This window comes from Staphylococcus sp. FW104-15G4D, from assembly GCF_058790135.1.
In genome coordinates this window covers 902,930-917,556 of sequence record NZ_JBYTCH010000001.1, presented here as the reverse complement: position 1 = coordinate 917,556, position 14,627 = coordinate 902,930, and the positions used below count along the sequence as shown (strand labels likewise).

Sequence of the window (14,627 nt, the reverse complement as noted above, 5' to 3'; positions counted from 1 at the left end):
CAATATGGTCAATTTCAAGCACACGATATATTAAATCACATCAAACAACAAAGACATAACATCTAGAATAGGAGTGAACAATAGCTTTGAATAATCGAGATAAATTACAGAAATTTAGTATCAGAAAATATGCCATTGGAACATTTTCGACTGTAATCGCAACCCTGGTATTTATTGGTTTTAATGCGGGTCAAGCTCAAGCAAATGAATCAGATCAACCTGCTACAATAGTTAAAAAAACTGCACTTAATGGAGATGAAAAAGACTCCACTGCAAAACAACAAACTAACTCTAAAATTGACCAAAATAAAAATGATGTCTATACAATTTCAGAAAATAATACTGAGCTTTTAACAAATGTACAAACATCTATTAGCAATAGTGATGAAACTCAAAAGAGCGCGAAAGAAAATACTAAGAACTCACCATCTAACTATCTTAATGATAAAAACAGCCATAAGGTAAAAACACAAGCTGTAAAATCTTTAATAGATGATAAAGAAAAACAAAAAGATAATTTAAAAGAAAAATCAATTACCAATAAACAATCTACTAAAGAAGATTCAAATAATAAACAAATTGAAGATACTTACAAACCAAAATTTGTTCAACCGCCTTTGGATAAGACTAGACTACAAGCTTTATATGATGCGTCATATCATGAATATAGAATGATAGATACTGATAAAGCTAATACAGATGAATATAATAAAGTTAAAGCTACTTTTGACAAACTTAATGATTATCTTGGTAATAATGATAATCCTGAATCAAAACAGCTTGATTTGATGTACCAACATTAGAACAAGCGATTGAATTAGCTCGTACACTACCAACGCGTACAACTAAAATAAATAAAAACAACCGTTCTACTAGAAGTGTTAATAAAGATCGGGCTAGTAGTAAATCTAATTCAGCTTATTTAGATGCATGGACTGAATATTATGTATCGAGCGATGATGATGGTTCAGGATATCCAATAGGAACATTTTTACACGCTTCTAATAAAGGGGCGCCTTATCTATTACCATCAACACCTTATAACACATTACATGCATCAGATGTCAAAGGTATCGCTTATATAACTGCTAAAAGGGTTAAAGATGGTTACGAGTGGGATATACTATTTAACAAAGGACACTCAAATCATGAAAATATGATTTATTGGTTTGGAATCCCACGTGATCAAACACCGGTAGGTCAAGTGACATTTTCTATCATAAACAAAAATGGAACAAGCACAGCTTATGGTGGTGTGGGCTCAGGTTCAGGCGCACCTCTGCCTAAATTTTGGCAAACCGCTGATGGAATTAAACCATCTGTGGCTAATTATTTTAGACATGGTGCCGCTCATGGTTACCCATTTTATAATACGCCTACCGTTCATATAAATAACTTTTGGGATTTTGCTCGAGGTAGCAATGAATATGATCGTAATTCTTATTTCAACCGAAATGGTGCATCATCCACAGCGCGTTATTATGGTGACGAAAACTTTGCTTTCTTAAATGGTGAGAAACCTGAACAAGGACAAGGTCTAGATTCAATATATAGCTTTATTGGTAAAGGGGACGTAAGTTATAGAATTTCCTTTAAAACTAATGGTCTCCCAACAGAACGTCTTTATTATGCAGCAGGCGGTCGTGCACTAGAATTTAGACAATTATTTAATTACAACCAATTATATGTTGAACCAATGAAAGAATATCAAAATCGTATTCAATCTTTCGTAGAAGTTAAAAATCGTACTATGCATTTAGGTAATACTAAGTATGTATATGATCCATCTATAGGTAAAAATACCGATCGAGCTATATTGGACTCTGATGGAGATCATACTATTGATTATGCCGACGATCCTTTAAGTTATGTAAAACATATAAGTCAATCTATCTTTGGATTCATGCAATATAATGATGCTTACGACCAAGTACGCATTTTCGGTGCAGATGAATTAAATCCAGTTGAAATCGAGAGTACATTCTCAAAGAATAATCTGGAGGAAGCTGCTCGCACAGGAAATCCAATTAAGCTAATGATTGGATTTAACGCGCGAGATCGTCACCATAACCCAGAAACTCTAGTTCCAGTAAATTTGTATGTTAAACCAGCTCTTAAACAAAAGATTTCTTATTGGCATAACAATGAAGGACAAAGTATTGAAAGTTATTCAGAATCTAAAAAAGCTGGTCATCCAGTATACGAAGTTATGGCTGGAAATATGCATAATAATTCGCCTAAACAACAAGATATACGTGTTCAACTAACAAGTAATGAACCTATTAGAGATAATACTTGGTCGGTATATGGCTACCCAAATACATTGAGATTAGAAGAATCTAAAGGTCAAACTAATAATGCCAACGAGAAAAACTTCTCTTTAGTCGGAACATTAGCACCTGGAGATTATTTTATTACAGTAAGATTAGGAGATAGAGAAGAACAATTCGAAGTACGTGCTAAACCTAATCCTCCGACAATTGAAACAACTGAAATGCAACTTAGAGGCAAAGCAGGTCAAAAACCAGAAATTATAGTTACTAATGTGCCACACGAAACTAATGCTAAAGTTTTACTTGTTGTTGGAGGACAAAACGGTTCAACTGATCCTTTCTCAGATCCTTATACTAAACCTGAGAACTATACAGTGATAGCAAGTGCAGATGCTACGCATACTGGAACGGTTACTTTTACAGCTAGCGATTATATACAAGGTCTTCCAAGAGCTGCTGAATTAAAAGCTATCACTTATTTTAACGAGAATGTTCAATCTAACTTTAGTAATATCATTACTTTATCAAGTGATAGCACGCCTCCGACATTTGGAGAACCTGTAGGATTAAACGCAAAATATTATAGAGATAATCATGTCTCATTCTCTATACCTGTAACTGAAAATCACGGAGGTTCTGGACTTAATCAAGTACGTGTAGAGGGATTACCATCTGGATGGACTCAGACCTTTGTTAAGAATTCTAATAACGAAACTGGTACTTTAACAGTTTCAGGTACTATCAGTCGTAGTCAAGCTCTAAATAGTGTTATTTCTCTTAGATTAACAGCTACTGATAATGATAATAACCAACAAACTAAAACTATCAATGTAAATGTTGGGAGCTTAGCGACTGACTATCCACTTACTCCTTTGTCTGCTGGTAATAGAATTCTTGTAGTAAATCCTACTAATTTTACTACACAAGAAAAAAATCAAGGTAAAGATAAAGTACAAAGACTAAATACTAACAAATCGACTTACTTAGCAAGCTCAAATGCTTTAGTTCCTCAAGATAACGGTAACATTCTTGTGAATTATAAAGATGGGTCTCAAGGGACAGTGAATGCTGGTAACATCTACACATATGATCCAATTCGTAAAGACATATATGCTGATACAGATGTCACTGACCCTAAAATTGCAACAATATTCGTACCTAAAGGCTCAAGATATGAAATAGGACGAGATTTAAGAAAGTACTTCTCATTGAGTAATGGTCAAGATATTCCAACAAATACGACATTTACAGTTATGTACCCTAATGACACATTACCAACAGGCGATCAGATAGCTCATTTTGGAAATGAAACGCATAGTTATAGTATTACAGCGGTCAATGCATATAATCAAAATGCAACAACACTTACATTGCGTGTTAAAGCTGTGGATGTTATAGCGCCATCTGGTAATTTACGAGTTTATAGATTAAATCCATCAACACTAAGTGATGAAGAGGTTAACAAGGTTAAACAAGCTTTTGTTGAAGCCAATCGAAGATTAGACATCCAACTTAGTGATATTACTGTAAATAACCCAACTAGTGGTGGTGCAAGTACTGTAAATGTTGTAGTTCGAAAAGATAAATATAATAAAACTTTTACATCACATCCAGGTGATATGAACTTTTTACGTTGGACAAATATTCGAGATGATTATACTATCTCATGGTCGAATGATAAAATAGCTCACCGTGATACAGATGGAGGTTTATCATGGTCTCCAGATCACAAATCGATTATTTATAGATACGATGCAACTAAAGGATCATCAATTACTTTAAATCAAATATTGCCTTTATTAACTGCTCGCACAAGCATACCTTCATTGAGAAACGACATATCAGGTGACGATAAGGCTTTAGCAATTGCTGGAGGAACACCTAAATATAAAACCACTGGTTTCTCAACTAAACTCAATACTTTAGATAACTTGCGTTTTTATACTAAAGATGGTCAAGTAATACAAGTATTAGATTTAGTTCAGGCTAGTACTGGAATTGAAAATGCTGAAGTAAGTCACTCTAATAGCATTTATAATGAAAGAAACTCTCAAGTTTCAAGTGGGGAAGTACCTGCTGCTAATGGTGCTCAAGCATTCAATGTCGACAAAGTTATTAAAGCTAATGGGTCTAACAATGGAGTTATGGGTGTTATATACAAAGCTCAACTTGTACTAACGCCATATGGAGCTAAACAATATATTGATAACATTACAGATTCAACAGATGACTCTGCTAATCTCATGGAGGTCACTAATAATGTAATAGATGTTTATTTCGTGCCAAGTGATAACGTCAAACCTGTAATAAGCTTTGGTAATTATAATAACCACGTCGTTTTTTCTGGTGAAACATTTAGAAATAATATGACTGTAACAGATAATTATGGAGTACAATCAGTCTCAATTCCGCAAACTAGCGATATCGCAGTGTCAAAAAATAACAGCAATACAGAAATAACAGGCACAGCTCCTAATGTAACGAGTCAAACTACTAAGGCAGTAAAAGTTATTGCCACTGATAAAAGTAATAATCAGACAGAACAATCATTTAATGTGCTTATTAAACCTTTAAAAGATAAATATCATGTTACTAGTAGTTCAACAATTCAGAACCCTATTAGAATTAGTAGTATACGAAATGGTACCACTTTAACTCAAACTGAAAAGAATACTGTAATTAATTCATTAACAATTACTAATAATGAACCTAATAGAACTTATGTCACAGCTCCAAAAAATGAAATTCGTTCTAAAGAAGTCAGTAACGTCACAAATACAAATAATAATTCAAGTGTTACAGTTACAATCACTTACGCAGATAATACGACTTCTCAAATAAATGTATTAGTTAAACAAATCATACCGGAAATATTTGCAGAACCTAGATACACTGTACAGGGCCAAAATTTCCCTGAAGGAAAAGGTGCTAACCCTAAAGACTTCTTTAAACTAAAAAATGGTAGTCCTATAGAAGCTAGACTAACTTGGGTTAATAATAGAGGTCCAAATATAAATAGTAATCAAATTGGCGTCGAACAAAATTTAGAAGCAGATATTTTATTTGACGGAGAATCTACGCCAATACGTAAAAGTACTTCCTATAAAATTGTCAAATCTCAACCTAAAAGGATTTTTGAAACGACGATAAATGGACAATTTGTTTTTCGTCCAGATAATGCTGATTTTGCTGGTTCATATGTGCAACCATTCAATCATTCATGGACACAAGGTATGAACTTTGAATGGGGAGACAACCTAGGAACACCAAGTTCAAGAACTCCTGGGGCATTTACTCGAGTTGCAACAGTCATTTATCCTAATGGCGAAAGAGAAAATGTGAATGTACTTTACGAAGTTAAACCTAATAAACCAGTCATAGATAGTAATAGCGTTATTTATAGAGGCGGATTAACTCATCAGCAAATTTTAGTTAGAAACGTACCAAATAATGCTAATGTATCTCTATACCAATCTAATGGTTCAATTATTCAAAATACAACGCAAACAGTAGATTCTAATGGTGTGGCTACTGTAACTATTCAAGGCATATTACCTACAGGTAATATAACAGCAAAAGTCTCAATTACTGAAAATAATTTAACTTACGCAAAAGTCACTAGTAATGGTGTAAATAATGTGACTGAGAATATTACTGTTACCTCTGATGCTAGTAATCCTGTTAATGTTACAGAAGGTATACATGCTAAAAATGGTGGTATTAAATTTGTAAAAGGTTCTAATTTCAATTTTAATAACTTTAATAACTTTATAAGTAATGCTCCATCAGGTTCACAGTTCTCTTGGGTCGACAGTCCTGACACTTGGAAAAATACTATCGGAGAATCAGAAAAAGTTATAAATGTCACTTTACCGAATCATCAAGGTACACGAACAGTTAATATTCCAGTAATGGTTTATCCAACAATATCTGCTGTTACACCAAATAGAGATAAATTTGGTATTGATTTAAGTCGAGGAACTGATGTAAACAACTATATAATTTTTGAAGGTAATAATAGATATGGAGCAACAACTTCTTGGAAGGATAATCGCCAACCAGACAAAAATGTTGCAGGTATACAAAACTTAACTGCTTTAATTCATTATCCAGGTATTGACACACCAGTAGAAGTACCAGTAAAAGTATGGGTGTATAAATTTGACTTTGCTAATTCAGTATATAAAATTCAAATTGGCCAAACCTTCCCTGGAGGTACTTGGGTTAAAAAATATGTACATTTAGAAAATGGAGACGACTTACCTACAAACGGCTTTTTATTTTACTGGAACCCTAAAACTACAGGTTCAAATACTTCACAATGGCAAAGTTTAGCTTATACTAGTCAAACGTTTGTAAAGACAGGTACTTACGATGTATTAGATGCTGGTGGTCACCCTTGGCAAGAATCACAACCTGGTACATTCATAGTAACGAGTGCTCAGCCTAACAATGCAATTATCACTGAATCTAATTCAGGAGAAGTTACCATAACTCCAGGTGCAGTGAGAGAAGTACCAATTGAAGGCACAACTTCTCACACTCAATCGATTGCAGATAAGATTGTAATTAATAAAAACGGCCACAAACTAACAACATTTATTAAAAATAATGAAGGTCGATGGATTGTTCAAAATGGTGAGCCAAATGTAAGAGGAGTATTGGCTAGCGATAATGGTAGTTCAATATTAATAAATAGACCTGCTATCGCGACAGGAGACACACTTCAAGCATTAGCTACTGAAGGATCTGGGGAAACTATTAGTCCAACAGCAGAGAGCGGGTTATTCACTGTAAAAGCTCCTCAGCCAGAGCAAGCAAGTGCTAAAGTATGGGAAAACGGTACATTTGAAATAACACCAGATAATAGAGCTCATTCTAATAATCCAACTGCTAAAGTAGAAGTTACTTATACAGAAAAATTAGAAAATAGCCATGAGTTATCTAAATCATTTACAGTTACTCATAATAATAATGGCACTTGGTCAATTACTAACAAACCTAGCTATGTTTCCTTCAATCAAAGCAACGGAATAATTATTTTCAATGCTAATAGCATTAAACCTGAATCACAAGTAACAATTATCTCTAGAGCAGGAAGCGGAAACACTGAGAGCAGCAGTACTAACACAGTAGCTGCACCTCCACTTCACACCGTAGTTATTAATGAAATCATTAAAGAACAAGGTCAAAATGTAAGTAATGAGGATGTGAATAATGCTGTTCAAGTAGCCAATAAACGTAATGCAGTAATTAAAAGGGGTGCAACACTTCCCACTCACCTTGCAGGAGGAAGTACAACTCAAATACCTGTAACCATTAACTATAATGATGGTAGTACGCAAGAGATCACAGAAACTATTAGAACAAAAGTTAATAAAACTGAATTAATTAATGCTCGTAATCACTTAGATGATACTATCAGTAAAGAAAATAAAACACCGGCTAGTATTAGAAACTTTGACCAAGCTATGGCTCGAGCTCAAGCTCAAATTAATCAAGCTAAAAATGAAGCTGATAAAGTTATTAATACAGAATTTGCAACACCTCAACAAGTAAATAACGCTTTGAGCCAAGTTAAAGCAGCACAAGCAAAGATTAATGAAGCTAAAAGTTTACTACAAAATAGAGCTGATAATAGTCAATTAGTAAGAGCTAAAGATCATTTACAACAAGTTTTACAACCAGCTGCCTCTACGAATGGAATGACTCAACAAAGTGCTCAAAATTATAATGCTAAACGTCAAGCAGCTGAACAAGCGATCCAAAATGCTGCTAATGTAATTAATAATGGGGATGCAACTGCTCAACAAATTACTGAAGCTAAAAATAGAGTTGACCAAGCCGAAAGAGAGTATACAGAAGCTAAAAATAATTTAAGAGCAGATAAAACTCAATTAGAAACAGCTTATAATCACTTAAATCAACAAGTGAACTTAACAGATAAAACACCGTCTTCTGTTACAAGATATAAACAAGCCTTAGAAGGTTTTAAAAATGAATTAAACGCTGCAAAATCTGAAGCTAGTGGTGTACTTAACAATAACAATCCTACAGTCTCACAAGTTAAAAACGCTTTGGATAAAGTTAATGCTGTTCAAACAAAAGTTAATCAAGCTGAAGCTTTATTACAAAATAAAGAGAATAATTCTGCACTTGTAAATGCTAAACAACAATTGCAAAATGCCGTAAATCAAGTTCCTTCAACTACAGGAATGACTCAAGAAAGTATTAATGTATATAGAGCAAAACAACAAGCTGCTCAAAACGAAATACAAGAAGCTCAGAATGTAATTAATAATGGCGATGCTACTGCTCAACAAATTGCTGCAGAAAAAACTAAAGTCGATCAGGCTTTACAAGCTCTAAACGACGCCAAAAGTGGTTTGAGAGCTAATAAAGAAGAATTACAAAGCGCTTATAATCAATTAATTCAACCGGCAGATACAAATAATAAAAAACCTGCTTCAATAGAAGCTTATAATAATAAATTTAATCAGTTTAAAAATGAATATAATAATGTAAAAGCACAGGCAGATAATGTTCTCAAAGCTAGTAACCCAAGCGTAGCAGATGTAAGAAACGCATTAAGTAAAGTTAGAGAAATGCAAACTAAAGTTAATGAAGCAAAAGCTTTATTACAAAATAAAGAAAACAATACTGCATTAGTTCAAGCTAAACAGCAATTACAAAATGCCGTAAATCAAGTTCCTTCAACTACAGGAATGACTCAACAAACTGTAGACATTTATAACGCTAAACAAGCAGCAGCTCGTTCAGAACTCAATAATGCTCAACATGTAATAGATGATGGTAATGCTAGTGCTCAACAAATTGCTGCAGAAAAAACTAAAGTCGATCAAGCGTTACAAGCTTTAAATAATGCAAAAGATGGTTTAAGAGCCGATAAATCTCAATTGCAAACTGCTTACAACAAATTAACTGAACATATTAGCACAGAGGGTAAAACACCAGCTAGTATTCATAAATACAATGATGCTATTGCTAAAATTCAATCACAAATTGATTCTGCTAAAAATGAGGCAAAACATGTATTAGATAGCAGTAACCCAACAGTTTCGCAAGTTAATGATGCTTTAAATAAAATTAAAGCTGTTCAACCTAAAATAACTAGTGCCAATAACTTGCTAGAAAATAAAGCAGATAATAGTGAATTAGTTTCTGCTAAAAATCAACTACAACGAACATTACAAACAACTGTATCAACTGATGGTATGACAGCACAAAGTACTCAAAACTTCAATAATAAACATCAAGCAGCTGAACAAGCGATTCAAAATGCCACTAATGTTATTAATAATGGGGATGCAACTGCTCAACAAATTACTGAAGCTAAAAATAGAGTTGACCAAGCCGAAAGAGAGTATACAGAAGCTAAAAATAATTTAAGAGCAGATAAAACTCAATTAGAAAATGCTTATAATCATTTAAATCAATCAGTTAACTTAACAGATAAAAAACCATCGTCAGTTGAAAGATATGAACGAGAATTAAATGGCTTTAAAAATGAACTAGACAGTGCTAAAGCTGAGGCAAATAGTGTAATTAATAATAATAATCCTTCAGTTGAACAAGTTAGAAATGCACTTAATAAGGTTAATGCAGTCCAAACAAAAGTAAATCAAGCTGAAGCTTTATTGCAACCTAAAGAAAATAATTCTGCACTTGTAAATGCAAAACAACTACTAGAAAACGCTATAAACCAAGTCCCTTCAACAGAAGGTATGACTGAGCAGTCAATAGCTAATTACAATGCCAAAAAACAAGCGGCACAAACTGAACTTCAAAAAGCTGATCAAGTAATTGCAAACGGCGATGCATCAGCCAGTGAAATTTCTAATGAAAAAACAAAAGTTGAAGAGGCTACTACAGCTTTAAATAAAGCCAAAAATGATTTGAGAGCTGATAAATCTCAATTACAAGCTGCTTATAATGAATTAACAAAACCTGTTAATACTTCTGATAAAACACCAGCTAGTATTAAAGAATATAATAAAGCGATAGCACAAATTAATTCACAAATAAACAATGCTAAAAGTGAAGCTAATTCAGTACTTCAGAATGATAACCCTACAGTTAATGCTGTCAAGGAAGCTCTTAGAAAAATCCAAGCTATTCAACCTGAAGTTACTAAAGCAGTCAACTTATTACATCAAAAAGCAGACAATAGCGAACTAGTTAACGCTAAACAACGATTACAACAAGCTGTTGATTCAACTCCTTCAACTACTGGAATGACTCAACAATCTGTTCAAAATTACAATGTAAAAAAACAAGCGGCACAAGCTGAACTTCAAACAGCTGAGCAAGTAATTGCAAACGGTGATGCTAATGTTCAACAAATTTCAGCTGAAAAAGATAAAGTTGATCAAGCTTTACAAGCATTGAATAGTGCTAAAAATGATTTGAGAGCTGATAAGACAGAACTTCAAAACGCTTACAATACATTAACTGAACAAGTTAGTACTGAGGGTAAAACGCCTGCAAGCATTAAAAAGTATCAAGACTAGAACAAGTTAATAACGCATTAAACAACATTAAAGCTGTTCAACCCAAGTTAGACAGTGCAATACATTTACTAGAAAACAAGGCTAACAATAACGAATTAGTTACTGCTAGAAATCAATTACAGGAAGCGATTAATAATCAACCTAGCACTACAGGTATGACTCAAGACTCTATTAATAATTACAATGCTAAAAGAGCTGATGCACAAAGTGCCATCAACCTAGCAAACTCAATAATTGATAACGGAGATGCTACTGCTCAACAAATTGCGGATGAAAAATCTAAAGTTAATCAAGCATTGCAAGCACTTAATGATGCTAAGCAACATTTAACTGCTGATACAAGTAAATTACAAAATGCATTGAATGGATTGAATAGAACAGGTGATACTAACAATAAAAAACCAAATAGTATTGAATCTTATAATAAAGCGATGCAAGCATTACAATCTCAAATTACTGCTGCTAAAAATAATGCAAATACAGTAATTCAAAAGGCTATTCGCACTGTAAATGAAGTGGATCAAGCTTTACAAGAAGTAAATCAAGTTAACCAACAATTAACTGAAGCGATTAATAAACTTCAACCTTTAGCAAATAATGAAGCACTGAAAGTAGCGAGAACTAAACTTGAAGATAAAATAAATGAAATTGTTCATACGGAAGGTATGACGCAACAGTCTGTAAATGCCTATCAACATGCCAAACAAGAAGCTCAAACTGAGTCAAATTTAGCTCAAGCTTTAATTAATAATGGTAATGCTACTGATCAAGAGATTTCAACAGAAATAGAAAAAGTAAACCAAAAACTTGATAATTTATCATCAGCGATAAATGGTTTAACTGTTAATAAAGAACCTCTAGAATCAGCAAAACAACAATTACAAAACAATATCGATTCTGCCCCTAGTACTGTGGGTATGACAAAGCAGTCTGTTCAAGTCTACAATCAAAAACTGCAAGCGGCTAAAGATGAAATCAATACTATTAATAACGTACTTGCTAACAACCCTAATGTTGAAGCTATTAATACTAATAAAGCGACCGCAGAGCGAATTAATAATGAATTAACTCAAGCTAAACAAACGCTCAAAGTTGATATACAACCTTTAAAAACAGCTATGAAAAATATTCAAACAGCAATTGACGCAGGTACTAACACTGACGGTATGACAGCCGACTCAGTTGAAGATTTTAATGATTCGTTGAGTGAAGCACTTAGTGAAAAAACAAAAATCAATAAATTAACAAGACACCCAGATACTCTAACAGTAGAACAAGTCAACCAAGCAGTGGCAGATGCTAATCAAGTCATTAAGGATCTAAATCACGCTCGTGATTCGTTAATACCTGACAAAGATCCACTCGAAATAGCTAAGCAAGCACTTGAAAATAGCATCACTCAGCAAACTGATACAGAGGGTATGACTACACAATCTTTACAAAACTATAATGAAAAATTAGAAGCCGCTAAACAAGAATTAAATAAAGATAAAGGTATATTAAGCGGAAGTCCTACAGTAGCAGAGATTAGAGCAGCCGCACGTGAGACAAGTAAAATTCAACAGGCTTTAGATAACGCAAGATCCCAATTAGTTTTAGATAGACAGCCATTTATTACACATATCAATGGTGAAGGAAATCTTAACGCACCACAAAAAGAGGACTTTATTCAACAAATTAATAGCGCTGGTAATTATCGTGATTTAAAAGCTATTCAAAATAACGCTGACATATTAAATCAAGCTATGAAAACTTTAGCTGACAGCATTTCTAATTATCAAAATGTTAAACAAACTGAAAATTATATCGATGCATCAAATGATAAACGTCTAGCTTATGATGACGCTGTTAATTCAGCTAATGAGATTTTAAATCAAACTCATAACCCAACAATGAGTAGTGATGTAGTAAATCAAAAAGCTCAAAAGGTACAACAAACTAAAGACGCGTTAGACGGTCAACAAAGATTAGCTGAAGCTAAAGAACATGCTATTAATCATCTAAGTGATTTACATGATTTGAATAACGCTCAACGCCAAGCTTTAACTGATCAAATTAATCATTCAGATAACATAACATCAGTTAATCATATTAAAGACAACGCAAATGTCGTTAATACAGCAATGACTGGATTAAAACAAAGTGTCACAGACAACAATAGTGAAATTCAACAAGGCAACTATATAAATGCGGATAAAGATAAACAAGACGCTTATAATAGTGCAGTTAATCAAGCTAAACAAATCATTAATGAATCCAATAAAAATAATGTTCAACTAAACCCTAGTGAGATAAGTAAAATTACTGAAAAAGTTAACTCAACTAAAAATGATTTGAACGGTAATAATAAATTAGCTGAAGCTAAAACTAATGCTAAGAATACAATTGATGGTTTAACATATTTGAATGATGCACAATGTGCTAAAGCTAAAGAGAATGTTGAGCATGCTACTACTAGATCAAATATTACTAGCCAATTACAAGACTACGCTAACTTGAATAATGCTATGAAATCGTTACGCGAGAGCGTAAATAATGTTAATCATATTAAAGCAAGTAGTAATTATATCAACGAAGATAATGAATCTAAAGAAGCATATAATCAAGCTGTAACAAATGCTCAGACATTAATAAATGCATCAAGCAATCCTGTTATGAGCGTAAACACTGTAAATGAAAAAGCTCAAGCTGTGACTACAGCTCAAAATAATTTACATGGTCAACAAAAATTACAAGAAGCACAACATAATGCAGACACTGAAATAGATAATTTAACTCACTTAACACCAGCACAAAAATCAGCTGAAAAAGCATTAATCAATAACAAAAACACTCGCACAGAAGTTCAAACACAACTTGATGATGCTAAAACTTTAGATAGTTCAATGGGCTCTTTAAAATCATTAGTTAATGATCAAAGTCAAGTTCAATCAACAAGTAACTACATTAATGAAGATCAACCTCAGAAAACTGCCTATAACAACGCTATTACTGAGGGACAAACTATCATTGATAAAACTTCTGATCCAATATTAAATAACAATACTGTTATACAAGCAATAAATAATATTAATACTAAGAAATCAGAACTTCATGGTGAACAAAAATTAGAAGCTGATAAAACTAGTGCAAATAATTCTTTAAATAAATTATCTAATTTAAACACACCTCAAAAAGAGGCTATTAAAGGTGTAATAGATAGCTCTAATACACGAACTGAGATATCATCAGAGTTGGAAAAAGCTAAAACTATTAACAATGCAATGCATACGCTAAGACAAAACATTACTGATAACGCTAATGTACCGACTCAAAGTAATTACATTAATGCTGAACCAGATAAACAACAAGCTTATACAGATGCTATTAATACAGCTAAAGGTATTATTGATGAAAAACAAGCGACTTTAGATCCAAATATTATTAATCAAAAAGCACAAGCTATTATAACTACCAAAAATGCCTTAGATGGTGAAGCTCAGCTTCGTAAAGCTAAAGAAGATGCGGATAATACGATAAATTCATTAAATCAACTTACAAATGCTCAGAGAACTAAAGAAAAAGAATTGATTAATGGAGTTCAAACAAGACCAGAAGTTGCATCACAATTAAATAAAGCTAAAGAACTTAATAAAGTGATGGAACAACTTAATAATCTTATAAATGATAAGAATAATGTTTTAAGTAGTAGTAAGTATATAAATGAAGATACAGCTCAACAAAACGCTTATACTTCTGCCATAGCGAATGCTGAAGCAATTAAAGATAAAACTCAGAACCCTGAATTAGATAAAAATTCAATTCAACAAGCTATTAATCAAAT

General features: G+C 33.1%; 1 pseudogene (cut by a window edge). It reads left to right on the top strand.

The features are described 5' to 3' along the window. Positions 1-86 precede the first annotated feature (86 nt). Positions 87-14,627 (top strand): annotated as a pseudogene (ebh, locus tag AC3WQX_RS04435) (hyperosmolarity resistance protein Ebh); it runs 14,797 nt beyond the window's last position.